The 25,588-nt window shown below is 71.3% G+C and carries 19 protein-coding genes; 10 read left to right on the top strand and 9 right to left on the bottom strand.

Going from position 1 to position 25,588, the window contains the following annotated elements; all coding sequences use genetic code 11:
- The 4 genes from H4W31_RS39665 to H4W31_RS39680 all read right to left on the bottom strand — a co-directional run bounded on the left by H4W31_RS39665 (window position 1) and on the right by H4W31_RS39680 (window position 5,627).
- A complete protein-coding gene (locus H4W31_RS39665) occupies window positions 1-675 on the bottom strand; it encodes a hypothetical protein (protein ID WP_192772757.1) in 675 nt (224 codons plus the stop codon).
- A complete protein-coding gene (gene rsmH, locus H4W31_RS39670; RefSeq protein ID WP_192771279.1) occupies window positions 675-1,814 on the bottom strand; it encodes a 16S rRNA (cytosine(1402)-N(4))-methyltransferase RsmH in 1,140 nt (379 codons plus the stop codon). The genes H4W31_RS39665 and rsmH overlap by 1 nt, the downstream gene beginning before the upstream one ends.
- Window positions 1,815-2,020: 206 nt before the next feature.
- Window positions 2,021-2,452, bottom strand: coding sequence for a division/cell wall cluster transcriptional repressor MraZ (gene mraZ, locus H4W31_RS39675; protein ID WP_192771280.1), 432 nt, complete (start codon window positions 2,450-2,452; stop codon window positions 2,021-2,023).
- A 229-nt stretch (window positions 2,453-2,681) separates the two neighbouring features.
- A complete protein-coding gene (locus tag H4W31_RS39680) occupies window positions 2,682-5,627 on the bottom strand; it encodes an AAA domain-containing protein (RefSeq protein ID WP_192771281.1) in 2,946 nt (981 codons plus the stop codon).
- A 217-nt stretch (window positions 5,628-5,844) separates the two neighbouring features.
- Here H4W31_RS39680 and H4W31_RS39685 point away from each other — a divergent pair, with 217 nt between their 5' ends.
- The 6 genes from H4W31_RS39685 to H4W31_RS39710 all read left to right on the top strand — a co-directional run bounded on the left by H4W31_RS39685 (window position 5,845) and on the right by H4W31_RS39710 (window position 12,533).
- A complete protein-coding gene (locus tag H4W31_RS39685; RefSeq protein WP_192772758.1) occupies window positions 5,845-7,092 on the top strand; it encodes a MurT ligase domain-containing protein in 1,248 nt (415 codons plus the stop codon).
- A gap of 13 nt (window positions 7,093-7,105) precedes the next feature.
- On the top strand, window positions 7,106-7,840 hold the full coding sequence (locus H4W31_RS39690; RefSeq protein WP_192772759.1) for a type 1 glutamine amidotransferase: 735 nt from the start codon (window positions 7,106-7,108) through the stop codon (window positions 7,838-7,840).
- Window positions 7,837-8,535 (top strand): TVP38/TMEM64 family protein, encoded by a 699-nt coding sequence (locus tag H4W31_RS39695; RefSeq protein WP_192771282.1) that lies wholly within the window; start codon window positions 7,837-7,839, stop codon window positions 8,533-8,535. The genes H4W31_RS39690 and H4W31_RS39695 overlap by 4 nt, the downstream gene beginning before the upstream one ends.
- A gap of 248 nt (window positions 8,536-8,783) precedes the next feature.
- Window positions 8,784-9,290: a (2Fe-2S)-binding protein gene (locus H4W31_RS43520; RefSeq protein ID WP_318783771.1), complete on the top strand. Its 507-nt coding sequence runs from the start codon at window positions 8,784-8,786 to the stop codon at window positions 9,288-9,290.
- A complete protein-coding gene (locus H4W31_RS39705) occupies window positions 9,277-10,293 on the top strand; it encodes an FAD binding domain-containing protein (RefSeq protein WP_192771284.1) in 1,017 nt (338 codons plus the stop codon). Before H4W31_RS43520 ends, H4W31_RS39705 begins: the two co-directional genes overlap by 14 nt.
- Window positions 10,290-12,533, top strand: coding sequence for a xanthine dehydrogenase family protein molybdopterin-binding subunit (locus H4W31_RS39710; protein ID WP_192771285.1), 2,244 nt, complete (start codon window positions 10,290-10,292; stop codon window positions 12,531-12,533). The genes H4W31_RS39705 and H4W31_RS39710 overlap by 4 nt, the downstream gene beginning before the upstream one ends.
- Before the next feature lie 179 nt (window positions 12,534-12,712).
- On the opposite strand, the gene H4W31_RS39715 is transcribed toward H4W31_RS39710, so the two are convergent.
- Window positions 12,713-12,898 carry a hypothetical protein gene (locus H4W31_RS39715; RefSeq protein WP_192771286.1) on the bottom strand — a complete coding sequence of 62 codons (186 nt, stop codon included), beginning with the start codon at window positions 12,896-12,898 and terminating at the stop codon, window positions 12,713-12,715.
- A 115-nt stretch (window positions 12,899-13,013) separates the two neighbouring features.
- Window positions 13,014-13,583, bottom strand: coding sequence for a Panacea domain-containing protein (locus tag H4W31_RS39720; RefSeq protein WP_192771287.1), 570 nt, complete (start codon window positions 13,581-13,583; stop codon window positions 13,014-13,016).
- Between the two features lie 321 nt (window positions 13,584-13,904).
- On the opposite strand from H4W31_RS39720, the gene H4W31_RS39725 reads away from it, so the two are divergent.
- The gene (locus H4W31_RS39725) at window positions 13,905-15,206 is read left to right on the top strand and encodes a ThuA domain-containing protein (protein ID WP_192771288.1); all 1,302 of its coding nucleotides are present in this window, start codon (window positions 13,905-13,907) and stop codon (window positions 15,204-15,206) included.
- A 168-nt stretch (window positions 15,207-15,374) separates the two neighbouring features.
- On the opposite strand, the gene leuS is transcribed toward H4W31_RS39725, so the two are convergent.
- Window positions 15,375-18,212, bottom strand: coding sequence for a leucine--tRNA ligase (leuS, locus tag H4W31_RS39730; protein WP_192771289.1), 2,838 nt, complete (start codon window positions 18,210-18,212; stop codon window positions 15,375-15,377).
- Between the two features lie 371 nt (window positions 18,213-18,583).
- Here leuS and H4W31_RS39735 point away from each other — a divergent pair, with 371 nt between their 5' ends.
- From H4W31_RS39735 to H4W31_RS39745, 3 genes are all read left to right on the top strand, one after another.
- Complete coding sequence (locus H4W31_RS39735; protein WP_192771290.1) at window positions 18,584-19,645, top strand: AAA family ATPase; 1,062 nt, start codon at window positions 18,584-18,586, stop codon at window positions 19,643-19,645.
- Window positions 19,646-19,648: 3 nt separating this feature from the next.
- On the top strand, window positions 19,649-20,947 hold the full coding sequence (locus H4W31_RS39740) for a DUF58 domain-containing protein (protein ID WP_192771291.1): 1,299 nt from the start codon (window positions 19,649-19,651) through the stop codon (window positions 20,945-20,947).
- A 118-nt stretch (window positions 20,948-21,065) separates the two neighbouring features.
- Window positions 21,066-23,546, top strand: a complete 2,481-nt coding sequence (locus H4W31_RS39745; RefSeq protein WP_192771292.1) for a transglutaminase TgpA family protein — start codon at window positions 21,066-21,068, stop codon at window positions 23,544-23,546.
- Window positions 23,547-23,795: 249 nt separating this feature from the next.
- On the opposite strand, the gene H4W31_RS39750 is transcribed toward H4W31_RS39745, so the two are convergent.
- Together H4W31_RS39750 and dinB are read right to left on the bottom strand one after the other, a co-directional pair.
- A complete protein-coding gene (locus H4W31_RS39750; protein WP_192771293.1) occupies window positions 23,796-24,179 on the bottom strand; it encodes a DUF3040 domain-containing protein in 384 nt (127 codons plus the stop codon).
- 116 nt (window positions 24,180-24,295) lie between these two features.
- Entirely contained in the window at window positions 24,296-25,555 is a 1,260-nt protein-coding gene (gene dinB, locus H4W31_RS39755; protein ID WP_192771294.1) for a DNA polymerase IV, read from the bottom strand.
- Between the last annotated feature and the right edge of the window lie 33 nt (window positions 25,556-25,588).

A 25,588-nucleotide genomic window follows, 5' to 3' on the forward strand; every position in this document is an offset into this window, starting at 1 on the left:
CTATCCCCCGGCACCCTGGGTACTGGTGATGGCGGGCTCGCCGTCGGCCGGTTGCGGTACCCCGATCAACCGGCCGTCGGGCAGCCGGATGAAGGCGGGCGGCCCGGAGTCGACCAGGCCCAGCTTGCGGGCCCGGGCGGCCAGGTTGCCCGGCACCTCCGCCTCGGCGATCTTCTGCTCCAGCTCCTGCTGTTTGACGTCCAACGTGGACTGCTGCTGTTGGAGCCGCTCCAGCCGGAAGGCGTTCTCGTTGACCTTGCTGTTGACCACCAGGATGCCGAGCATCCCACCGACCACCAGCACCAGGACCAGCGCCACGAAGGAAACCCGGGGCCGGGCGACCGGATGCGGTGGCGCCACCCGGAGCCGGGAACGCCGCGCGGGCGTGTCGGACTCCGGCGACCGGTCGGGCCGCTCCTCGGAACTGTCCCAGACCCGCAGTTCCGGGTTGGGTTCGCTCGGCTGGTCGAAGGCCCGCTCCCGCAGCGCGGCACTGCCCTGTGTCGGATACTGTCGCGCCCCCCGGACACGAGTCTCCGAAGCCGGATTCGACCGGCTGTTACCCGCTCGCGGAGCCCGCTCCACCGTGGTCCGGCCCCCCGACCGCGGTGTGCGCTGCTCAGCGCCGCGCGCCGCGTCGGGCTGTCCCCGACGGTCGCGCTTGTTGGCGTTCATCATCCCTCCCCCTGTACTGTCGTGCCGCTGCCGTCCCCTGGCGATCGCGGCATCTCCCGTCGTGCTACTTCGAACCCGTCCGCTATCCCCGTATCGGACGTGCGCACTTCCTCGGCGACTCGGCCGGGCCGTTCGCGGGCGGCCCTTCTCCTCGTCGTCGTCTCCGTACCGTTCCTGCCGTCCTGCTCGATCCGCTCCGCCGCCCGCAGCCGCACCGATGCGGCGCGCGGATTGGCCTCGACCTCCGCCTCACCCGCCAGCTCGGCCCCCCGGCTGAGCAGCCGCAACGTCGGCCCGGTACCGGGCAGCTCGACGGGAAGGTCGACCGGCCCCGTGCTCCGGGACCGGGCGGTCAGCGCCTGCTTGGTGATCCGGTCCTCCAGAGAGTGGTAGGACAGCACCACCATGCGACCGCCCAGGGACAGCGCGTCCAGGGCGGCCGGCAGCGCCGTTTCCAGCGCGGCCAGCTCCCGGTTTACCTCGATCCGCAAAGCCTGAAACGTCCTCTTCGCCGGATGTCCACCGGTACGCCGGGCCGGTGCTGGAATCGAGTCCCGGACCAGCTCGGCCAGCCGCGCCGACGAGGTCATCCGGGTCCGTTCCCGTTCCCGGATGATCGCCGAGGCGATCCGACCGGCGAACCGCTCCTCGCCGTAGACCCGTAGTACCCGGGCCAACTCGCCGTGTGAGTAGGTGTTGACCACCTCTTCGGCGGTCGTACCCGTCGACTGGTCCATCCGCATGTCCAGCGGCGCGTCCTGGGCGTAGGCGAACCCGCGGTCGGGTGCGTCGAGCTGGAGCGAGGAGACGCCCAGGTCGAACAGCACACCGTCCACCCGGGGGTGGCCGAGCCGGTCCAGTACCTCGGTGAACTCGTCGTAGACCGCGTGCACCAGATGGATCCGGTCGGCGTACCGGTCGAGGCGGGCCCGTGCGTGGGCGAGCGCCTCCGTGTCCCGGTCGAGTCCGATCAGGACGGTACGCGGATGCGCCGCCAACACCGCCTCGGCGTGCCCGGCCAGGCCGAGCGTGGCGTCGACGTACACGGTCGCCCGGTCTTTCCGGTCCAGCGCGGGGGCGAGCAGCTCGAGACATCGCTCAAGCAGCACCGGCACGTGTGTACCGCGTAGCTCCCCCATGTCGACCCCCACTGACCACTGTTCCGTCCGGACGTGCCCCGGTTACCGTTCCTGCTCGTCGTACCGCCAGATCCCCATCCGCTCTGGTCCCCCGGGTCCGACCGTCGGACCATTTCGGGGGATCGCGCCTGGCACCGGGGAAGAGGCGCCAGGAACTTCGAGCGGGTGGAGATCTCGCAGTACGTCGGGCGTTGGCAGGCAGCGCCCTACAGTCCGCCCGGCAGCACCCCCTCCTCGATGTCGGCGAAGTCTCCTTCGCTCTCCGCGAGGTAGGTCTCCCAGGCCCGCTTGTCCCAGATCTCCACCCGGGTACTCGCCCCGATCACCACCAGCTCCCGATCCAGCGCCGCGTACTCGCGGAGGTGGATCGGGATGGTGACCCGGCCCTGCTTGTCCGGGATCTCGTCGTGGGCGCTGGCGAAGAACACCCGGCCGTACGCCCGGGCCGCCTTGTGTGTCATCGGCTGCTCACGCAACTGCCCCGCGATGCGCTGGAACTCGGGCATCGGGAAGACGTAGAGGCAGCGCTCCTGCCCTTTGGTGATCACGACACCTCCCGCCAACTCATCCCGGAACTTGGCCGGAAGAATCAGCCGGCCCTTTTCGTCCAGGCGCGGAGTGTGCGTGCCGAGAAACACCGGCCCAACCCCCTCGCCCTTCCAGCGACGTTCGCGGCGCCGCTGTCCCCCGGGCCGGCGGGCCTTCCTGGCCCCCCATCGCGCCCCACTCTACTCCACTTCCCTCCACCCGCAACCAGAATCGCCCGGAAAGCGCCGCTACCGCTCGGACGAAACCGCACGTCAGAAGGGGTGGCCGTCGGTGGAGGGAAATGGGCCACCCCGGGCGGGGGTCCGCTATCCGACACGGTCAAGGCCGGTGCCAATCGTTCGGGAATGCCCGGTTTTCCCGGCCCAACTGTCCATCGGCACCGGCCCGATCGGACGGTGCGGGGAGCGAAGTGGAGGAAAAAACACGGTGCTCGGCACGGTGGGCCGAGATCTCCAGGGCGGCCCGGACGGGATCGCCGGCCCAGCGGCTGGCGAAGGCGTCCACCAGGACCCAACCGGCCTGGTCGAGCGCCCGCTGCCGGGCGATGTGCGCGGCCGCCCCGGTGGGGTGCACCGCGCAGATCAGCCCGAGTGCCGACGCGCCCTCGCCCACGCACAGGTCCACCGTCCAACGGCCGACCGGATAGCGGAGCCGGACCGCCAGCCCGATCCGGGTCAGCTCGGCCGCCAGCTCCCCGGTCCAGTCGGCCGGGTTCCGGACCGGCCGGGTCGAGCGGGTACCGGCGGTAGGGGTGTCGGGCAGGACGTACGGCTCGCCGTACGGCGACGGCGGTGCCGACGCGTAGCGCAGGTACTCCCCGAGCAGGCCGTTCGGGGCGGACTGCGAGGTCAGCACGACCATCCGCCGACGGGCCCGGGTCACCATCACGTTGAACAGGTTCGGATCGGTCAGGAAGCGCATCCGCCCGGCGGGTACCGGGTCGGTGACCGCCAGCGACACCAGCACCGTCTCCGCCTCGCTGCCCTGGAAGGAGTGCACCGTGCCGACCCGCAGCCCGAGCCGCTCGATCTCGGTCACCTCGAACGCGGCGACCAGCGCGGACTCCAGCGCGTCGGCCTGGGCCCGGAACGGGGTGATCACCCCGATGCCGACCCGGCCCGCCTCCGCCAGCCGCCGGACCTCGGCCACCGCGGCCTCGACCTCGGCCGGGTTCACCCCCGACTCGGTGCTCGTCGCCTCGACCGTCAACACGTCGATCACGTCCGCGGTCTCGTTGCCGGGATGCCTCGTGGCCACCGCGATCCGGTCGTCGTAGAAGCGGTGCGCGGAGAAGTCGATCAGGTGCGGGGCACACCGGTAGTGCTCGTCGAGCCAGGTGACGGGTGCGGCGCCGGCAGCCAGGTCGAAGGCGCTCACCCGGCGTACGTCGACCCGTGCGTCGAGGCCGTGCCGGTCCAGGGTCTGCGCGACGTCGACGTCGGCGACGAACGAGACGAACCGCAGCTGCCGGGGATCGCCCACCACCAGCGCCCGCCGGGCCCGGGCCAGTGCCGGCGCCGCCCGGATCTGGTCGGTGTGCGACGCCTCGTCCAGGATCACCAGGTCGAAGAGGCCGGCGGTCGGCGGCAGCAGCTCCTCGACGTCGGTGACCGTGCCGATCCACAGTGGCAACGCGCGGACCAGCGAGTCCCCGCGCAACTCGGCGAGGAGTTCCCGACGCCGGTTGCGGCCCGCCCGAAGCGCCCCGCTCAGCGCGGCGGCACTGCGCCGCCCGGCGTCGTCCCAGCGCCGGGCGCTGCGGCTGCGATGCTCCATCGCCGTACCGAGCGCCACCGACAGCGCCTGGTGGGCCCGGTCCAGCGCCGACCACAGTGGCCCCGGATCGGCACCGCCGACCGTCGCCAACCGGGCCGCCGCGACCTCCGCCCGGGCTGCCGCGATCGCGTCGTCGAGCCGGTCGAGCGACACCGTCTCGGCCGCGCCGAGCCGGCGCCGCAGCCGGCGTCCGGGTGACCCCGGCGCCCAGCGCCGCCACCAGGCATCGATGGAATCCCGGGCACGCCGGGCCGACCGCACCGCCGCGGCCAGGTCGGCCCCCGGCTCGAAGGCACCGGGTACGTCGAGCCGCAGCCCACCCAGCAGTGGCTGCCACCGCTCGACGGAGTCGGCCAACAGTTCGAGTTCCAGCAGCTCGGTGAGTTGACCGGTGACCCGGTCGAGTTCCGCGCCCGCCTCGGCGACGGCGCTCCGGTCCGCGTCGAGGGTCGCGGACGACACCACGTCGCCGACTCCGAGGCCCAGCGTGCTGGCGATCGCCGCCCGACGTTCGGCGTCACCGAAGAGCACCGGCTTCGGCCCGGGGTAGCGGTCCAGCAGGTCGCCGAGCACGTCGGCGGCGTGTGCGGACTGGGTGACCACGAGGACGCTGCCGCCCCGGTCCACCACGTCCAGGGCCGCCGCGACCACAGCGTGGCTCTTGCCGTTCCCGGGTGGTCCGGAGACCACGGTCACCGGCTGGTGCCGGACCCGGCGTACCACCTCGATCTGGGCGTCGTTGAGCGGCAGCGGCGAGTTGACCGGCTCGACGGGGCCGGTGGGTACGGCCGGCGCGGTGGTGACGGCGCCGTCCTCCGTCGGGCGGGTGCCGTACACCTGCGCCAGCGCGGTCGACTCCACTCCCGGCCGTCCAGCCCAGGCCCGCAACCGGTCGCCGAGCGCGATGCCGGCGATGTCCCGTACCCCGAACAGCGCCGCCGCGACGAACAGCACCAGGCCCTTGGTGGGCAGCGGAGCCGACCCGCTGCGCTCCGTCCGGTCGACCCCGGTCACCGGCAGCCCGGCCGCCTCGGCGACGGTACGCAGCCAGGCCTCGGTTCCGGTGGCGGAGAGCCAGCGCGGCCCGGCCAGGCCCGGTGCCGCCTCCAACCGCGCCGCCAGGGCCCGGTCCTCGACCAGCGGGGTGATCTCCAGGTCGCCCGCCGGGACGATCCGGTAGCCGTGCGACGCGTTCTCCACCCGTACTGGCTCGCTGAGCAGCGGCAGCCGCACCTTGCGGGTACCGCCACCGGCCACCTCCACCGTCCCGGCGACCACGCCCCAGGCGCGGCGCACCGTCCGCTCGTCCCGGTGCAGCAGGTCGGCGGCGGCCAGCCGGGCCACCTCGCGGTACCGGCCGCAGTAGTCGGGGTTCCCCGGCAGCCAGATCAGTGGCTGCCCGGGGCGGGTGACGTCGAGGACCCGGGCGGACGCGGCCGGCGCGAGGTCGGCGAGGGCCCGCAGGACGGTCGCGGCGGAGGGACTCATCGGCCGCCGAGGGTAGCAACGGGATACCCCTGGCCGCGTCGTCCGGCTCCGGCCCGGCCGGCCGACGAGGAACATCGATCGCAAAACGGACCCACCGGCCCGGGACACGGCGGCGCCGGCCGACCTCGGTATCGGGTCGCCCGGTGAACCGGTCCTTCGTGCGGCGGTCGTCCGCCCCGTGTCGTCCGGTAACCTCGCTCGGGTGACGGACGGGAAAATGCCCCTTCGGGCGAAGGTGGCCAGTTCGGTATCGCGTACCGCCGCGGCCCTCTCCCGGGCCGCCGGCCGGGGCGACGGATCTGTGATCGGCGGGTGGATAGGACTCAAGATCGACCCGGACCTGCTGGCGCATCTGGCCGCCGGCCGGGCCATCGCGCTGGTCTCGGGAACCAACGGAAAGACGACCACCACCCGGCTGACCGCGGCGGCGGTCGGCGTACTCGGTCGGGTGGCGACCAACTCGTTCGGGGCCAACATGCCCACCGGACACACCTCGGCGCTGGCGAAGGCGGGCACCACCCCGTACGCGGTGCTCGAGGTCGACGAGCACTACCTGGCCCAGGTGCTGGAGGCCACCGAGCCGAACGTGGTGGCCCTGCTCAACCTCAGCCGGGACCAGCTCGACCGGGCCAAGGAAGTGGCGATGATGGCGCAGCTCTGGCGCGCCGCCCTGGTCCGGCATCCGAACGTACGGGTGGTGGCGAACGCCGACGACCCGATGGTGGTCTGGGCCGCCACGCCGCCACCGATCCGCAGCAACCAGGTGCAACCTCCCTCGGTGACCTGGTTCAGCGCCGGCCAGCGCTGGCACGACGACTCGTGGGTGTGCCCGGAGTGCGGCTCCCCGATCGAGCGGATGTCCGACCAGTGGTGGTGCACGGGCTGCTGGCTGCGCCGGCCGGAGCCGCAGTGGGTGGTCGAGGACGACGGGGTGGTCGACCCCGCCGGTGACTGGCACAAGGTGGTACTGCAACTGCCGGGCCGGGTCAACCTGGGCAACGCGGCCACCGCGCTGGCCGTCGCGGCGGAATTCGGCGTACGCCCGACCGACGCGGTCTCCCGGCTCGGCGGCGTCGCCTCGGTGGCCGGACGCTACGCGCAGGTGGTCCGGGACGGGCGCACCGTACGGCTGCTGCTGGCGAAGAACCCGGCGAGCTGGCTGGAGGCCTTCGACATGGCCGACGTGGCGCCCACCCTGCTGTCGATCAACGCTCGGGACCCCGACGGGCTGGACACCTCCTGGCTCTTCGACGTCGACTTCGCCCCGCTGCGGGGTCGGCAGGTGCTGATCACCGGCGACCGGGCGTACGACCTGGCGGTGCGGCTCGACGTCAACGGCGTGCCGTTCCAGCACGTACGGACCTTCGCCGACGCGATCGCGAACGTCCCGCCGGGCCGGCTTGAAGTGATCGCCAACTACACGGCGTTCCAGGACATCCGAGCGGAGTTGGACCGTGTCAACTGAGGCCGCCTACCCGATGCCGCCCTCGCCGGGTGGGGAGAGCAGTCTGCGCATCGTCTGGATCTATCCGGACCTGCTCTCCACCTACGGCGACCGGGGCAACATGCTGATCCTGGCCCGCCGGGCGTACCTGCGCGGGATGCCGGTGGAGACCATCGAGGTCCGTTCCGACCAGCCGTTGCCGATCTCGGCCGACATCTACCTGCTGGGTGGTGGCGAGGACGGCCCGCAGGCCCTGGGCGCGCAGCGGCTGATCGCGGACGGCGGCCTGCGCCGCGCCGCGCAGCAGGGCTCGGTGGTGTTCGGGGTCTGCGCGGGCTACCAGCTGCTCGGCGGCTCGTTCTTCGCCAAGGGCGCCAAGTGTGCCGGGCTGGACCTGCTCGACCTGCACTCCGACCGGGGGCCGTCCCGGGCCGTCGGCGAACTCGCCGGTGCCATCGACCCACGGCTCGGGCTGCCGCCGCTGAGCGGGTTCGAGAACCACGGCGGGCGTACCCACCTCGGTTCCGGGGTGTCCCCGCTGGCCCGGGTGAGCACCGGGATCGGCAACGACGGCGCCACCGAGGGCGCCTGGCGGGGCAAGCTGCTCGGCACCTACTCGCACGGGCCGGCCCTGGCCCGCAACCCGGCGCTGGCCGACCTGCTGCTGCGCTGGGCCACCGGGGCACACCAGTTGCCGCCGCTGGACGAGACCTGGTCCGACCGGCTCCGGGCCGAACGCACCGCGGCACTGGCCGCCACCCGGCAGTGATCGGGCGCGTCCGGCGGCTGCTAGGTCAGCGGTCGGTCGCGCGATTCGCCGTACTGCTCCTGGTCCTCGGTCTGTTCGGGCTGGCTCTGTTGCTGGTGCCCCGTCCCGACGTGGCGCAGTTGCCCGGCCTGGCCGACCGGCTCGGCCCGCTGGCTCCGGTGGCCGCCGTCGGTGGCGGCGCGCTGTTGATGGTGGCGCTGGTGCCCCGGACCGCCGTCACGGTGGTCTGGGGAGCGATCTTCGGGCCGTTGCTGGGCGCCGGCTACATGCTGGCCGCGGCGTTGCTGGCGGCGGCCGCCGGTTTCGCGGTCGGCCGGCTGCTCGGTCGGGAGTTCGTCGCGGAACGCGTACGGGGACGGCTGGCCCGGCTCGACCGCTGGTTCACCCGGCAGAGCCTGCTCGGGGTGATCAGCGTCCGGCTGCTCCCGGTCGGCGGCTTCGGGCTGGTCAGCTACGGCTACGGCACCACGGGTGCCCGGCTGGCGCCGTTCCTGCTGGGCAGCATGCTCGCCTCCGCCCCGTCCGCGTTCGGGTACGCCGCGGTGGGCGCGGCGGTGGTGTCCCCGGGCGAGGTGAACTGGCTGGCCGTGGCCCCGGCCGGGCTGGGCCTGGTGGCCGCCCTGGCCCTCGGGGCACGCTGGTGGCGGGCGGAGCGGGCCCGGCCGGTCGATCAGTCGACACCTCGTCCACTTTAGGTTATTTGCCCGAAAAGAACGGAATGGGCGATAAGGTGGGGAACACCACCGCCCGATCGAGTGGCAGCTTTACCGGGCGGGTGGCCAGTCCTCACCCCGGGGTCGGCAACCCCCGCTCCGGGGTGAGCGGTCCCACCGACGGCCGACGGCCTCGGCGGGGTACGCAGTCCACTCCGGAAGGTCAGCGAGGTGGCCCGGTGAAGTCGTACGCGGAAACGGCCGGCGCGGTGCAGGTCGCCGACACCGCCGTGGTGCGCGGCCCCAACTCGGTGGTCGTACGACTCTCCGTCAACGGCACGCTCCGGAACATGCTGATCGAACCCCGGGTCAGCCTGCTGGACGCCCTCCGGGACCGACTCGACCTCACCGGCGCCAAGAAGGGCTGCAACCAGGGCGCCTGCGGGGCGTGCACGGTCTGGGTGGACAAGCGGCGGGTCCTGGCCTGTCTGACCCTGGCGATCACCTGCGAAACCCGCGAGGTGACCACGATCGAGGGGCTCTCCGACGGGGTGGACCTGCATCCGATGCAGCAGGCGTTCGTGACCCAGGACGCCTTCCAGTGCGGCTACTGCACCCCCGGTCAGATCATGTCGGCGGTGGCCTTCCTGGCCGAGGGGCACGCCACGGACGACACGCAGATCCGGGACTGGATGAGCGGCAACATCTGCCGGTGCGCGGCGTACCCGAACATCCGGGCGGCGATCCGGCAGGTCCGCGACGAGGCCGCGACGGAGGACCCCGATGCGACCGCTTAGCTACTCGCGGGTGGCGGACGTCGCGACCGCGATCGGCACCGTCGTCGCGGATCCGGGCAGTTCGTTCCTGGCCGGCGGCACCACCGAGGTCGACCTGCAACGCATCCAGGTCGCCCGGTCCCGTCGACTCGTCGACATCAACGACCTGCCGCTGCGGCAGATCGAGGAACTTCCCGGCGGCGGAGTACGGATCGGGGCACTGGCCCGGATGAGCGACGCGGCCCAGTCACTGCCGATCCGGCGCCGGTTCCCGATGCTCTCGCAGTCGCTGTTCCTCAGCGCCTCGCCGCAACTGCGCAACATGGCGTCGATGGGCGGCAACCTGATGCAACGGGTCCGCTGCGGCTACTTCCGGGACGTGATGGCCCCGTGCAACAAGCGGGTGCCCGGCACCGGGTGCAGCGCCCTGACCGGCGTCAACCGTGGCCACGCCGTGCTCGGGACCAGCGAGCACTGCATCGCCACCCACCCCTCCGACGCCGCCGTCGCGCTCGTCGCGCTCGACGCCGTGGTGCTGACCCAGGGACCGGCCGGACACGACCAGATCCCGATGGACGACTTCTTCCTGCTGCCCGGGAACACCCCCGAGCGGGAACATCCGCTCGCACACGGCGAACTGGTGGTGGGCATCGAGGTCCCGCCGATGCCGATGGCGAGTACGTCGCTCTACCTGAAGGTCCGCGACCGGGAGTCGTACGAGTTCGCGCTCGCCTCGGCCGCCGTCGCGATCTCGCTGGACGCCGGCGTGATCACCGACGTACGGCTGGCGCTGGGCGGCGTCGCGACCAAGCCCTGGCGGGCGTGGCGGGCCGAACGGGTGCTGACCGGTGCACCCGCGACCGTCGAGACGTTCACTTCGGCGGCCCGGGAGGAACTCACCGGCGCGGTGTCGCACGGGATGAACGCGTACAAAATCGAACTTGCCACCCGCACCATCGTCCGGGCACTGCACATGGTCACCGGTGACGCCCGGATGGTCAGCGACGACGGGAATCCGCCATGAGCCCAGCGATCGGGGCCGCCATCGACCGGGTGGACGGCCGCGCCAAGGTCAGCGGCGCCGCCCGGTACTCGGGCGAGATGAACCTGACCGACCTGCACCACGCCGTACTGGTCGGCGCCCGGATACCCAGCGGTCGGATCATCGGGATCGACTGCCGGCAGGCCAGTGTGGCGGACGGGGTGCTCGCCGTACTGACCCACCTCGACCTGCCCAAGGTCGCCGTGCAGCCGAAGCTGTTCCCGTCGCTGGCCGGGCTGACCGCGCACGGGCAGAGCTTCTTCCCGATGCAGGACGACGTGGTGCACTACGCCGGGCAGCCGGTCGCGATGGTCGTCGCCGACACCGTCGAACGCGCCGAGTACGCGGCCACGCTGGTCGAGGTGAACTACGCCGAGACCCCCTCGGTGACCCTCCTCGACCAGGGACGCGACCAGACGTACGAGCCGGAACGGATCTTCGGCGGGCTGATGCCCGGCCGGAATCCCACCCGGGGCGACCCGGAGGCGGGGTTCCGAGACGCCGTGATCAAGCTCGACCTCAGCTACCGGTACGCGGCCAACCACCAGAACCCGCTGGAGCCGTCGACGACCACGGCGGTCTGGGACGACGTCGACCGGTTGACCCTCTACGACGCGACCCAGGGACCGACCGCGACCCAGCTCAGCGTCGCCGAACTGCTCGGCCTGCCCCCGACCGTGGTCCGGGTGGTGAGCCACTTCGTCGGCGGCAGCTTCGGCGCCAAGGCACTGATCTGGGCCCATCCGACCCTGGCCGCGCTCGCCGCCCGTCGGGTCGGCCGGCCGGTACGGCTGGCGTTGAGCCGCGAGCAGATGTTCCACTCCTGCGGACACCGGGAGGAGCAGGAGCAGCGGATCAGCATCGGTGCCGGCCCCGACGGCCGGCTGACCTCACTGCGGCACGACAAGATCTCGCTGACCTCGCACTACGACGACTGGGCCGAAACCTCCCTGCTCTCCGCCGCGATCCTCTACGCCAGCCCGAACTACGCCGGCGGCTACCGGCTGGCCCGGGGCAACACCATCAGCCCGACCTTCACCCGGGGACCCGGGGCGGCCACCGGGATCTTCGCGCTGGAGTCCGCGATGGACGAACTGGCGTACGAGATCGGCGTCGACCCGATCGAGCTGCGGCTGCGCAACCATGCCGACGTGGACCCGTCCACCGGCAACCCGTGGTCGAGCAAGGGGCTCAAGGAGTGCTACCAGCGCGGCGCCGAACTCTTCGGCTGGTCCGAGCGCGACCCGCAGCCGGGTACCCGCCGCGAGGGGCAGTGGCTGATCGGCACCGGCATGGCCAGCGCCGCATATCCGGTCGCCGCCCCGATCAACCCGCAACGGGCCCGGGCCCGGCTCTACGCCGACGGCAGTGCGGTCGTCGAGGCCGGCGTCTCCGAGTTCGGCACCGGAATGACCACCGTGATGACCCAGGTCGCCGCGGACGGCCTCGGACTGCCGGTGGACCGGGTACGTTTCCTCGGCGGCACCACCGACCTGCCCAACATCGCCGCTGCGGTGGGCTCGGCCGGCTCCGGTGCGGCCAGTTCCGCCGTACACCTGGCGACCACCGCACTGCGCGACCAGCTGATCGGTCAGGCGGTGGCGGACGGCCAGTCTCCGCTGCACGGCGCCGACCCGTCCGGCGTGGTGGTACGCGACGGCCGGATGTGCCTGCGCGACCACCCCGACACCGGCGAGACGTACGTCGACCTGCTCCAGCGCAACCACATGCCCGACGTCGAGGCGCTGGGCAGCTGGATGCCGACCCCACCGGACGGTGGCGGGCACGGCATGCACACCTTCGGGGCACAGTTCGCCGAGGTCGCCGTCGACGCCGACCTGGGCCTGGTCCGGGTACGCCGCCTCGTCGGTGTCTTCGCGCCCGGCCGGATACTGAACCGCAAGACCGCGCACAGCCAGCTGATGGGCGGGATGCTGTGGGGGCTGGGCCAGGCGCTGCTGGAGGCGACCCGGATGGACCCGTACACCGGTCGGTGGGCCAACGCCAGCCTCGCCGACTACCTCGTCCCGGTCAACGCCGATGCCCCGGACATCACCATCGACACCATCGAGGTCCCGGACCAGGTGGTGAACCCGCTGGGCGTCAAAGGAGTCGGTGAGATCGGCATCGTCGGCACCGCCGCCGCGATCGCCAACGCCGTACACCACGCCACCGGCCGCCGGATCCGCCACCTCCCCATCACCCTCGAAGACCTGCTGTAGATGCAAGGAAGGTGTGTAAGGAAGGGCCCCTTATTATCGTTTTCCGTTGTAGAAGGGCCCCTTCCTAACACCCTGGCCCGAGACGGCGCCGCGCGTTGGCCTAGTGCGGGCGCGGCTCGGCGACCTTGCGCCAGCCCCAGGCGGCGTAAGGCGTACGCGTTTCCGCTCTGACGGTCCCCTCAGAGGGGGTACCCGAGGGTTGCGAAGTTGTCGCACGCCACCCTGTGCTCGGCTTCGTTGATCCAGAACGAGCAGAGCACCATCGTGAACGACGCCCGCTGACCGACGGCGGTGCCTCGGATCCGTACCGACCACAGGTCTGGGAATCCGGGCTCCCGCTGGGCACCCTCGTACGGGTCCTCCATCCGGGTCAGGATCCACTCAGCGACAACGAACCGCAGGTCCGGCGATGGATTGTCGCGATCGGCCCAGGCTTCGAAGCGGTCTTCGAAGTCCGCCAACTGCCACAATCCGCGCCCGTCAGGCACTCCGCCCCAGTTGTGCCCGCAGCTCCGCTACCTGGGCGCGCAACCGCTCCGGGTCGTCGGGTCGCGGGTTCGGGTTGCGGCGCGCTTCGGCGCCCTTGAGGATCGCCCGCACCTCGGCGGCGTCGACGGGTGTCTCATCGTCGTCGTCCAGCGCGCCGGTGGTGGTGAAGTAGTCCCGTAGCCAGTCCAGCTCGATCCGGGCTGACTCGCCTGGCATCCGGGCGGTATTGGCGTACTGCCACGGGGTTTCGGAGTGGGTGAGGTGTTCCAGGTCGGTGCCGGTGAGCTTGCCGTAGCGGGAGACGACGTAGCCGATGGTGTTGAGTTCGGCTTCACCGAGTCGCTGGGGACCTGGGATGTCACCGCTGCGTTCGGCTCGCCAGAGGGTGCCGACGACCGGACCCATGTCCCAGGCCGAGATCGCCTCACCAAACAGAGGTGTGCCGAATGCGGCCAGATGGTGCCCTTGGCAGTAGTAGAGCAGTTTGTGCAGCTTCTTTGTCGGTAGACCGGGAAGCCGGGCGCGGAGCGCTGCGGCTACGTCGTGGGCTGACACGGTCATTGCGCCAGCCTACTTTCCTGATCTCTGCCGTGGGGGGCGCCACGCGTCGCGGGTCGCTCGCACATGCGTACGAGAGTGCCAGGTACGTCCGACAAGGTTGGGCGAACGCCTGCGACATCCGTCGCCGGCCCGGTTGTGCATCAGGGAGGTTGGTGTGACGATTGGTAAACCTTCATTACAGTTACTCGGGATATCGCCCTTAAGTTCGCAAGTTACTCACTTCGCTTAAGTCGGATATTGACGCAAGATCCTTTGAGTCATAGCGTGTCATCGATCGCCGCGCCCCACCCCCACCGCGCGGCGACGAGCGAGAGGACGCGCATGATCGGCCGTACCCGCACCAGCCTGACCCGACGACTGGCCCAGTTCCTCGCGCTGTTCCTGGCGCTGGCCACCGTCTTCGCCCAGCCCGCCTACGGCACTGCCCGAGCCGCCGCCGCCCCGGCCTTCAACGTGATCGCCTTCTACAACGGCACCTGGGACGCGGCCCACATCAGCTTCGTCAAGGAAGCCAACCAGCGGTTTCCGCAGCTCGCCGCCGAGCACAACTTCTCCTACACCGCCACCACTGACTGGAGCCGGCTCAACGCCGCCAACCTGGCCCAGTACCAGGTGGTGATGTTCCTGGACGACCTGCCGCCGGCCGCGCAGCGCCCGGCGTTTGAGCAGTACATGCGGGGTGGCGGCGGCTGGCTCGGCTTCCACGTCTCCGCGTTCACCACCAACCCGGGCGGCTGGGACTGGTACCACAACCAGTTCCTCGGCACCGGCGCGTTCCAGTCCAACACCTGGGGACCGACCACCGCCGTGCTGCGGGTCGAGGACCGCGCCCACCCGTCCACCGTCCGGCTGCCCGCCACCTTCACCTCGGCGGTGAGCGAGTGGTACAGCTGGAGCCGCGACCTGCGGACCAACCCGAACATCGACATCCTGGCCTCGGTCGACCCGAGCAGCTTCCCGCTCGGCACCGACCCCAACCAGACCTGGCGCAGCGGCTACTACCCGATCATGTGGACGAACACCAACTACAAGATGTTGTACGCGAACTTCGGCCACAACGCGATGGACTACGCCAACAACGTGCCGCTGTCCTCCACCTTCGCCAGCGAGGTGCAGAACCGGTTCCTGATCGACGGGCTGCTCTGGCTCGGCGGGGGCGGCGGTACCACTCCCCCACCGTCCGACCCGATCTCCCCGACCGCCTGGTACAGCCTGGTCAACCGGGGCAGCGGCAAGTGTGTCGACGCCCGGGCCGCCGGCACCACCAACGGCACCGCCATCCAGCAGTACGCCTGCAACACGAGCCTCGCCCAGCAGTACCAGTTCCAGCCGACCAGCGGCGGCCACGTACGGGTGAACAACCGCGCGAACAGCGCCCAGGTGATCGACGTGACGAACGTGTCCACCGCCGACAACGCCGCGATCCAGCTCTGGAGCTACGGCGGCGGCAACAACCAGCAGTGGCAGGCGGTACCGGAGACCGGCGGCTACCACCGGCTGGTGAACCGGCTCAGCGGAAAGTGCCTGGACGTCCCGGGCGCCTCCACCGCCGACAGCGTGCAACTGGTGCAGTACGCCTGCAACGGCAGCGCCGCCCAGTCGTTCCGGCTCGTACAGCGGTAGGGCCCGGGCCACGGTAAGCGGACCGCCAGGGCTCACCTGGACACCAGCGGCGCTAACGGCTTCGCATAACGCCTCTGGTGTCCAGGTCGACGGTCCAGGTCGACAGTCCAGGTCGACGATCCAGGTCCCCTGTCCAGGTCGCCGAGCGGAATGCCCGGCGGGGCCGGGTCAGGCGACGACGCTGACCATCCGGCCCGGCACCACGATCACCTTGCGCGGCTCCTTGCCGCCCAGCTGGTCGGCGACCGCCGCCAGGGCGGCGGCGCGTACGTCGTCCTCGGCCGCGTCCGCCGCGATCTCGACCCGGCCCCGGACCTTGCCGTTGATCTGCACCGGGTACGTCACCGTGTCCGCCACCAGCATCGCCGGATCGGCCACCGGGAACGGCGCGTACGCCAGCGACTCGGCATGCCCCAGCCGCTGCCACAGCTCCTCGGCGACGTGCGGGGCGAACGGCGACAGCATCAGCAGCAGCGGCTCAGCCACCTCGCGGGGTGTCGCCTCCAGCCGGGTCAGCCCGTTGGTCAGCTCGATCAGTTTGGCGATCGCGGTGTTCATCCGGATGCCGTCCAGGTCGCCCCGGACCCCGTCGATGATCCGGTGCAGCAGCCGCCGGGTCTGCTCGTCGGCCGGAGCGTCCGTCACCCGCAGCTCGCCGGTCTGCTCGTCGACGATCGTCCGCCAGACCCGTTGCAGGAACCGGTACGCCCCGACCACCGCCCGGGTCTCCCAGGGCCGGGAGACGTCCAGCGGTCCCATCGACATCTCGTAGACCCGGAAGGTGTCGGCGCCGTACGCCGCGCACATCTCGTCCGGGGTCACCACGTTCTGCCGGGACTTGCCCATCTTGCCGTACTCGCGGCGGACCGGTTCGGCGCCGAAGAAGTAGTCGCCGTCCCGCTCGGTCACCTCGGACGCCTCGACCCAACTGCCCCGGGCGTCCTTGAAGGCGTACGCCTGGATCATGCCCTGGTTGTACAGCCGGCGGTACGGCTCGAAGGACGAGACGTGGCCCAGGTCGTACAGCACCTTGTGCCAGAACCGGGCGTACAGCAGGTGCAGTACGGCGTGCTCCTGGCCGCCGACGTACAGGTCGGTGCCGCCGCAGTCACCGGGCGACTGCGGACCCATCCAGTACCGCTCGTTCTCCGGGTCGACGAACCGGTCGGAGTTCGTCGGGTCCAGGTAGCGCAGCTCGTACCAGCAGGAGCCGGCCCACTGCGGCATCACGTTGGTCTCCCGGGTGTACCGCTTCGGCCCGTCGCCCAGGTCCAGCTCGACCTCGACCCAGTCCTTGCGCCGGGACAGCGGGGTCTCCGGGTCGGAGTCGGCGTCCTCCGGGTCGAAGGTGCGCGGCGCGAAGTCGTCCACCTCGGGCAGTTCGACCGGCAGCATCGACTCGGGCAGCGCGACCGGGTTACCGCCCTCGTCGTAGACGATCGGGAACGGCTCGCCCCAGTAGCGCTGGCGGCTGAACAGCCAGTCCCGCAGCCGGTAGGTGACCGCGCCGGAGCCGTGCCCGTTCGCCTCCAGCCACTCGATGATCTTCGCCTTGGCGTCGGTGATGAACAGCCCGTTCAGGTCCGGGCCGTCCGGCGCCGCACTGTTGATCGCCGGCCCTTCCCCGGTGTACGCCTTGCCGTCGAAGTTCTCCGCCGGCTGCACGGTACGCACGATCGGCAGCTCGAAGACCTCGGCGAACTCCCAGTCCCGGTCGTCCTGCCCGGGCACCGCCATGATCGCGCCGGTGCCGTAACCGGCCAGCACGTAGTCGGCGATGAAGATCGGGATCTGCGCTCCGGTGACCGGATTGGTGGCGTACGCCCCGATGAAGACGCCCGTCTTCTCCCGGTTCTCCGCCTGCCGCTCGATGTCGGTCTTGGCGCCGGCCGACTTCCGGTACGCGTCCACGGCGGCCCGCGGCGACGCCTGTCCCCCGGTCCACGCGTCCTTGGTCCCGGCCGGCCACGCCTCCGTCGCCAGCCTGTCGACCAGCGGATGCTCCGGCGCCAGCACCATGTAGGTGGCCCCGAAGACGGTGTCCGGCCGGGTGGTGAAGACCCGGATCGGCTCGGCGCCGGTCGGGAAGTCGATGTGTGCACCGGTCGACCGGCCGATCCAGTTCCGCTGTTGCAGCTTGATCGGCTCCGGCCAGTCCAGCGTGTCCAGATCCGCGATCAGCCGGTCACCGTACGCGGTGATCCGCATCATCCACTGCTTCAGGTTGCGCTTGAAGACCGGGAAGTTGCCCCGGTCCGACCGGCCGTCCGGGGTCACCTCCTCGTTGGCCAGCACCGTGCCCAGCCCGGGGCACCAGTTGACCGGCGCCTGGGAGACGTACGCCAGCCGGTGGTCGTCGACGATCCGTCGGCGCTCGACCTCGGACAGCTCGGCCCAGTCGCGGCCGTCCGGGGTGCTCCGGGTACCGGCGGCGAACTCGGCGATCAGGTCGGCGACCGGACGGGCCCTGGCGGCGGTCTCGTCGTACCAGGAGTTGTAGACCTGTAGGAAGATCCACTGCGTCCAGCGGTAGTACTCGGTGTCGATGGTCGCCACCGAGCGCCGGTCGTCGTGCCCCAGCCCCAGCCGGCGCAGCTGCGAGCGGTAGTACGTGATGTTCGACTCGGTGGTGCCCCGGGGGTGCTTCCCGGTCTGCACCGCGTACTGCTCGGCGGGCAGCCCGAACGCGTCGAAGCCCATCGTGTGCAGCACGTTACGGCCGGCCATCCGCTGGTAGCGGGCGTAGCAGTCGGTGCCGATGTAGCCCAGCGGGTGCCCGACGTGCAGCCCCGCCCCCGACGGGTACGGAAACATGTCCAGCACGTACAGCTTCTCGGCGTTGGCCCGGGGATGATCGGGATCGGCCAGCGGGCCGACCGGGTTGGGCGCCCGGAAGGTGCCACGCTCGGCCCACCGGTCCTGCCAGCGGATCTCGATCTCACCGGCCAGCTCGGCGGTGTACCGGAACGGCGGAATGTCCACCGCCGGCTCGGCTACCTCGGTCATCGCGTCTCCTCGTTAGCTTTCTTGCCGCCGGTGGGCCGGGGGTCATTCTCCGGGCATAAAAAAGCCCCTCACACAGGAGGGGTAGCCGCGCTGTCGCTGTCTATCGCGTCAGCACGGCTCGCTAAGGAGCAGGTGGACCCTGGACATGAGGCCACTGTACCGCTTCGCCGCCCGACCTGTCGCACCCGTTCCCGACCGGCGATCCGGCCGGGCCTCCTACCGGGTGTGCTCGGCTCCACAGCCGAATACGGCTAGCCTGAGGCATGCGGGTGATCCGGGTGTCCCGGACGGACGTACTCTCCCGCGAACCATACGGCCACCCCAGCGACTCTTAACTAGGCAGGCGGCCGTGAACGACGAGGAGGAGGCCCGTGACTCAACAAACCTGGGACGAACTGGGCGGCGCACTGCCGAATGAACAGTTCCGTTCCGCCAGCGACGCCATCGTGGCCAACATCGAAGAGGTCATCGAGGGCAAGACCGCCACGGTCCGACTCGCACTCGCCGTCCTGCTCGCCGAGGGCCATCTCCTGATCGAAGACGTTCCCGGTGTCGGCAAGACCAAACTCGCCAAGGCACTCGCCCGGTCGATCGACTGCTCGGTCCGGCGCATCCAGTTCACCCCCGACCTGCTGCCCAGCGACGTCACCGGGGTCAGCGTCTACAACCAGGAGACGCACGACTTCGAGTTCAAGCCGGGCGCGGTCTTCGCCAACCTGGTCGTCGGCGACGAGATCAACCGGGCCTCGCCGAAGACCCAGTCGGCCCTGCTGGAGTGCATGGAGGAGCGGCAGGTCACCGTCGACGGCGTCACCTACGAACTACAGACGCCGTTCATGGTCATCGCCACCCAGAACCCCATCGAGATGGAGGGCACCTACCCGCTGCCCGAGGCACAGCGCGACCGGTTCACCGCCCGGATCGCGATGGGCTATCCGGACTCCGGCGCCGAGCTGGCCATGCTCGACGCGCACGGGGGCCGGGACCCGATCCACGAGCTGCGTCCGGTCTCCGACGCCGCCACCGTACGGAGACTGATCGCCACGGTCCGCGACGTACACGTCGCCGACGCGGTCAAGCAGTACGCCGTCGACCTGGTCACCGCGACCCGGGAGGCACCCGACCTGCGGCTCGGCGCCTCGCCCCGGGCCACCCTGCAGTTGCTGCGCACCGCCCGGGCGGTCGCCGCGCTGGAGGGTCGGGACTACGTACTGCCCGACGACCTGCAGGCGCTCGCCGTACCGGTGCTCGCCCACCGGGTCATCTCCACGGCCGACGCCCAGCTCGCCCGCCGGACCACCGACGCGATCGTGTCGGACCTGGTGCACCGGCTGGCGTTGCCACACGAACGGCAACGCTCGCCCTACGACACCCGGCCACCCGGTTCCGGCGACGGCACCGGGCGATCGCAGTACGAGCCCCGGGGGCGATGAGGCGTGCGCGAGGCGATGCGCGGACTCACCACCCGGGGGCGGTCCTTCCTCGCCGCCGCCGTGGCGGCGGCGATCTCCGCGCTGATCCTCGGCGAGAAGGATCTGCTCCGGGTGGCCATCCTGCTCGGGGTGCTTCCGCTGCTGGCCGCCCTGTACGTCGGCCGCAGCCGCTACAAGCTCGCCTGCAGCCGCTCACTGGAACCGCACCGGGTGCCGGTGGGCGCCAGTTCCCGGGTGGTGCTGCGACTGCAGAACATGTCCCGGCTGCCGACCGGGACACTGCTGCTCGAGGACCGGCTGCCGTACGCTCTCGGTAGCCGTCCCCGGGTGGTCCTGGAACGTCTGGGGGCGCACCAGGCGAGTTCGGTGGCGTACACGGTACGGGCCGACGTGCGGGGCCGGTACGAGGTCGGGCCGCTGGTCATCCGGCTGACCGACCCGTTCGGGCTCTGCGAGCTGACCCGCGCCTTCCCGAGCGTCGACCCACTCACCGTCATCCCGCAGGTCACCCCGCTGCCCTCGGTCCGGCTCGCCGGCGAGTACGCGGGCACCGGGGACAGCCGGGCCCGCTCGGTGGCGGTACACGGCGAGGACGACGCCGCCACCCGGGAGTACCGGCGCGGGGACGACCTGCGCCGGGTGCACTGGAAGTCCACCGCACGCACGGGTGAGCTGATGGTGCGCCGGGAGGAGCAGCCCTGGGAGAGCCGGGCGACGGTGGTGCTGGACACCCGGTCGTTCGCGCACCGGGGCGAGGGACCGACCGCGAGCTTCGAGTGGGCGGTCTCGGCGGCGGCGAGTATCGCCGTACACCTGCGGCAGGCCGGCTACAAGCTCCGGCTGGTCACCGACTCCGGAATCGACACGCACGCGAACGACGCCGGCGGCGAGGGCCTGCTGCTGGACCACCTCGCCGATGTCCGGCTGACCCAGCGGGGCGACGTGGCGACACTCGTCGAACGGGTCCGGCAGCGGTCCGACGGTGGGCTCGTCATCGCCCTGCTCGGCACGCTGACCACCGCCGAGGCGGAGTTGCTGACCGGACTGCGCAGCAACGGCACCACCTGCGTCGCCTTCCTGGTGGACAGCTCGACCTGGCTCAACCTCACGCCGCAGGCCCGGGCGGAGGCGAACCACGCGCACGGCGCGGCCGCCCTCGGCCTGATGCAGAGCGGCTGGCGGGTGGTCGGCGTCGAACACGGCAGCAAGCTGCCGGCGCTCTGGCCGCAGGCGGCTCGCGGCTCGCAGGGTTTCGCCTGGCGGGCCGTGTCGGCCGAGACGGTGGCCGGCGGGGTGCGATGACCGGCCGGCGGGGTGCGATGACCGGCCGGAGCGGGGCGACGGCACGAGCGAGCGGATCGGCCAGAGGTGACGGCATGAAACGGAACGGTCGGATCATCGGCAGGGACGGGGAGAAGGCATGAGGGGACGCCGTCATCTGGGGTTCGTGGCCGCGGCGGCCACCCTGCTCGCCGCCGCCCCGCTCTCCACGATCTACGACCGGTGGACCTGGCTGGTGGAGTGCGCCGTCGTGGTCGGCATGGTCGCCGGCACGGCGACGCTGGTCCGCTGGTGGCGGGGGCCGGTCTGGGCGCAGGGGCTCGGCATGCTCGTCGCGCTGCTGCTCGGACTGACCTGGATCTTCCCGAGCGGCGAGGAGTTCCTGGCCCTGCTGCCCACCCCGGGCACCATCACCCACTTCGGCTCCCTGGTCGCGGCCTCGGGCGAGGACATGCGGTCGTACGGGGTGCCGGTGCAGGACATCGACTCGCTGCTCTTCCTGACGGCGTTCGGGGTCGGCACGGTGGCGATCGTGGTGGACCTGCTCACCGTCGGATTGCGCCGCCCGGCCCTGGCCGGACTGCCGATGCTGGCGATCTACTCGGTTCCGGTGGCGGTGCACGTCGACAGCGTCTCGGCGGTGCCGTTCGTCATCGGGGCGGTCGGCTTCCTGTGGCTGCTGGCCGCGGACAACGTCGACCGGGTCCGCCACTTCGGGCGCCGGTTCACCGGTGACGGGCGGGACGTGGACGTCTGGGAGCCGTCGCCGCTGGCCGCCGCAGGTCGCCGCCTGGCGGTGATCGGCGTCGCCGTCGCGGTGCTGCTGCCCCTGGCCGTGCCCGGGATGACCTCGGGGCTGCTCAGCCAACTGAACGCGAGTGGTAGCGGCGATGGCAACGGCCCGGCCGGCCTCGGCGGCTCACCGGGGCGGATCAACCTCTTCGCCCAGCTCAGCGGGGAACTCAACCGCTCCGAGGTCCGCGACATGGTCCGGGTGACGACGGAGGATCCGGAGCCGTTCTACCTACGGTTCGCGGTCGCCGACGAGTTCCGGCGCCAGGGCTTCGTTCCGCGTACCCCGAACGGCGAGCAGGTGACGGCCCCGCTTCCGGATCCCCGCCGGCTGAACCGGGCGTCCCAGGGCATCACCCGCACCGCGCACCAGGCCAGCGTCGAGGTGCTCGACTTCGTCATGCCGTTCCTACCGGTGTACGCCGAGCCGGTGGCCACCCGGGGCATGGACGGCAACTGGCGTTACGACCCGACCATGCAGGTCGTGTACTCCAACCGGGCGTCGTCGAAGGGGCGGAAGTACTCCTTCGACTACGTACGGTCGGAGTACAGCCCGCAGGCGCTGGCGGCCGCCGAGTCACTTCCGGAGGGGCACTCGCTGCGCACCCTCTACACCCGGGTCGAGCCGTCGGCCGACGTCGAGGCGCTCGTCGCGCGGCTCACCGAGGACAAGCGGAACGACTACGAACGCGTCCGGGCGATCTACGACTACTTCTCCCGGGAGAACGGCTTCAGCTACCAGCTCAGCACCGAGGGTGGCACCAGCGGGCAGGACATCGTCAACTTCCTCACCAACAAGGCCGGCTTCTGCCAGCAGTACGCCGCCGCGATGACCTGGCTGGTCCGGCAGGCGGGCATCCCCGCCCGGGTCGCCTTCGGGTTCACCAACGGCAACAACCGGCGGGAGAACACGTACACCCTGACCAACCTGAACCTGCACGCCTGGACCGAGGTCTACTTCGCGGACATCGGCTGGGTCCCGTTCGATCCCACACCGGCGGCTAACGTTCCCGGTTCGTTGCGCTCGGACTACGCGCCGGACCCGGACCGGCCCGACCTGCCCAGCCCGACGACGGACACGAGTGCCGGTCCCGCGGCCGACCCGTCGGCCGGACCGGAGACGTCCGCCGGGCCTGAGGAGGCCTTCGACGGTACGTCCGCCGACGGCGGCGGCGTGGTCCAGGACAGCGGTCCGAGTTGGCCGATGTACGTGCTCGGCGTGGCGGTGCTGCTGGCGCTGCTGCTCAGCGTGCCCGCCCTACGCCGGGTCCTGCTCCGCCGGAGACGTCAGGTCCGGGTGGCCGCAGCGGCCGGCACCCTGGCCACCGTGGCGGGGAACGGCGACGCGACGCCGGGAGTCGCACGGGTGGTGCTCAGCGATTCGGAGCTGGCCCGGGCCCGGGCGGATGCGCACGCCGCCTGGGACGAATTGGTCGACACCCTGGTCGACTTCCGGATCCGGGTGGATCCCGCGGAGACTCCCCGGACGACGGCCGACCGGCTGGTGCGCGAGGAACTCTCCGCCGGACCCGCCGGAGAGGCGGTACGCCTGCTGGGCCGGGCCGAGGAACGGGCCCGGTACGCCCGGGAGCCGTTGCGGCACGGTCCGTTGGTCGACGCCCTCCGCTCGGTACGGCGGGAACTCAGTGCCGGTGCCGATCGGCGTACCCGGATCATGGCGGCCACCCTGCCGCCGTCAGTGCTGTTCCGCTGGCGGTCGGCGATCATGGACATGTCGGCCGGTTTCGTCGGCCTGAGCGGTCGGCTGCGGGATCGCATGCTGCGGTGGAGCCCGCGCCGGATACTCGCCAGCCGTCCGTCCCGCTGAGGTCCCGCCCGGCCCGACATCCCCGGCACGACATTCTCGGCACGAAAAGAGATCCCCGTACTCCGGTACGGGGATCTCTGTCGTCTCGTCTCGGGGTGGCCGGGGACGCGAAAACGGCCCGCCGGTCAGTTCGGGCTGACCGGACGAGCCGTGCTGGAGCGGGGTGCGGGCATGGAGAATTACCAGTGGTCGCCGGGAACGATCCGGCTGAAACCGTCGGCGGGGGTCAGCCCGCTGACGGGGACGCGATCAGCGGTGGCCTTCCGGCCGCTGACGCCACCTCTCTTCGAGTCGGTCGACGAACGACAGGCGTCGCCCGCGGACCCGACGGCTGGTGGTGCCGCCGACCACGTGCAGATCCGGTGACTGCGCCCGACGCTGCGACAGCATCGCGAACGCGGCCGCACCGAGCATCACCACGAAGCCCGCTACTCCGAGCAGCGGAGTTTTGCTCACCGTGCCGTAGACAACCAATGCAAGGCCAGCGACTATCACGCTGATCGCGACGAGCAGGCGACGTCGCGCGTGGAAACGCGGGTCGCTGGCACGCACAGCCGAGGCGAACTTAGGGTCCTCGGCAAGCGACTGCTCGATCTGCTCGAACAGCCGCTGCTCGTGCTCCGAGAGCGGCACGGCACTCCTCCCCGGTCACGTTGAGTCGGTCCGCTCGGACCGACAGACCGTGGCAGCCGACCGGCTGCTTACCCGCCAGTCTACGAGGGGGCTCGCGGGTCGGAAAGCGGGACGACCTATGGCCGCGCCGGATTTTCCGTCCGGCGCGGGTTGTCGCGCCCCAACAGGCTCGCTGGACGCACCATTGAACGCCCGAATCGGGCGGCGGCGGCGTCCGCCGCAGCCTCCGCGTCCCGCCAGCCGTGCTCCGGCGCACCCAGGGTGAGCTGCTGCGGCGTCTCGTCGACGGCGCTGAGCCCCTCGACCCGGACGCCGAGGAGCCGGATCCGGTCACCCGGGCCGAGCGCGTCGAAGAGTGCCCAGGCGGTGTCAAAAACCTCACGGGCGACGTCGGTCGGGCCGCCGAGCGTACGAGACCGGTTTACCGTACGGAAGTCGGCGAATCGGACCTTGATCGAAATCGTCCGCCCCACCTGCCCGGCCCGACGCAGGCGTACGCCCACCTTCTCGGCGAGCCCGAGCAGGGCCCGGCGGAGCACCTCCCGGTCGGCCAGGTCGGTGTCGAAGGTGACCTCTGCCCCGATCGACTTCTCCACCTGCTCCGGACTGACTCCCCGGGGATCCCGTCCCCAGGACAGTTCGTGCAGGTGGGACGCGGCCGCCTCGCCCAGGCTGCCCCGCAGCATCCCGATCGGCGCCTCGGCGATGTCGCGGACGGTGGTCAGGCCGAGCCGACGCAGGCTCTCCGCCGCCCGCTCCCCCACCCCCCACAACGCCTCGACCGGCAACGGATGCAGGAACTCCAGCACCTGGTCGGCGGGAACCACGATCATCCCGTCCGGCTTGGCCCGGGTCGAGCCGAGCTTGGCCACGAACTTGGTCGACGCCACCCCGACCGAACAGGTCAGCCGCTCTTGCTCCACGACCCGGGCACGGATCAGCCGGGCGATCTCGGCCGGCCGGCCGATCAGCCGACGGGCGCCGCCGACGTGCAGGAACGCCTCGTCCAGGGAGAGTGGCTCGACCAGTGGCGTCACGTCACGGAAGATCTCCATCACCGCCCGGGACGCCGCCGTGTACTGGTCGAAGTCGGGCGGCAGGAAGATCGCCGAGGGGCAGAGCGCCCGAGCTCGCATCGCCGGCATGGCGCTGCGCACGCCGTACTCGCGGGCCTCGTAGCTGGCCGAACTGACCACGCCGCGCGGGCCCGTCCCGCCGACCACGACGGGCCGGCCGCGCAGCTCGGGCCGGCGCCGCACCTCGACCGCGACGAAGAACGCGTCCATGTCGACGTGCAGGATCGGGCAGCCGGAATCGTCGGCGTCCGCGCCGAAGCGCGGATCACTGCCCCGTGGCACGGACTGGCTGCGACCCATAACCGCAGGCTAGCCCCCGGGTACGACGGATCC

This window comes from Plantactinospora soyae (genome assembly GCF_014874095.1).
Lineage (GTDB): Bacteria > Actinomycetota > Actinomycetes > Mycobacteriales > Micromonosporaceae > Plantactinospora > Plantactinospora soyae.

Bases quoted from the DNA above. Each gene is read 5' to 3' on its own strand.
- H4W31_RS39680 (WP_192771281.1), bottom strand. From the start codon at position 5,627: ATGAGTCCCTCCGCCGCGACCGTCCTGCGGGCCCTCGCCGACCTCGCG.
- H4W31_RS39710 (WP_192771285.1), top strand. From the start codon at position 10,290: ATGAGCCCAGCGATCGGGGCCGCCATCGACCGGGTGGACGGCCGCGCC.
- H4W31_RS39705 (WP_192771284.1), top strand. From the start codon at position 9,277: ATGCGACCGCTTAGCTACTCGCGGGTGGCGGACGTCGCGACCGCGATC.
- H4W31_RS39720 (WP_192771287.1), bottom strand. From the start codon at position 13,583: ATGACCGTGTCAGCCCACGACGTAGCCGCAGCGCTCCGCGCCCGGCTT.
- H4W31_RS39690 (WP_192772759.1), top strand. From the start codon at position 7,106: ATGCCGCCCTCGCCGGGTGGGGAGAGCAGTCTGCGCATCGTCTGGATC.
- H4W31_RS39715 (WP_192771286.1), bottom strand. From the start codon at position 12,898: ATGGAGGACCCGTACGAGGGTGCCCAGCGGGAGCCCGGATTCCCAGAC.
- H4W31_RS39665 (WP_192772757.1), bottom strand. From the start codon at position 675: ATGAACGCCAACAAGCGCGACCGTCGGGGACAGCCCGACGCGGCGCGC.
- dinB (WP_192771294.1), bottom strand. From the start codon at position 25,555: ATGGGTCGCAGCCAGTCCGTGCCACGGGGCAGTGATCCGCGCTTCGGC.
- H4W31_RS39745 (WP_192771292.1), top strand. From the start codon at position 21,066: ATGAGGGGACGCCGTCATCTGGGGTTCGTGGCCGCGGCGGCCACCCTG.
- leuS (WP_192771289.1), bottom strand. From the start codon at position 18,212: ATGACCGAGGTAGCCGAGCCGGCGGTGGACATTCCGCCGTTCCGGTAC.
- rsmH (WP_192771279.1), bottom strand. From the start codon at position 1,814: ATGGGGGAGCTACGCGGTACACACGTGCCGGTGCTGCTTGAGCGATGT.
- H4W31_RS39685 (WP_192772758.1), top strand. From the start codon at position 5,845: ATGCCCCTTCGGGCGAAGGTGGCCAGTTCGGTATCGCGTACCGCCGCG.
- H4W31_RS39725 (WP_192771288.1), top strand. From the start codon at position 13,905: ATGATCGGCCGTACCCGCACCAGCCTGACCCGACGACTGGCCCAGTTC.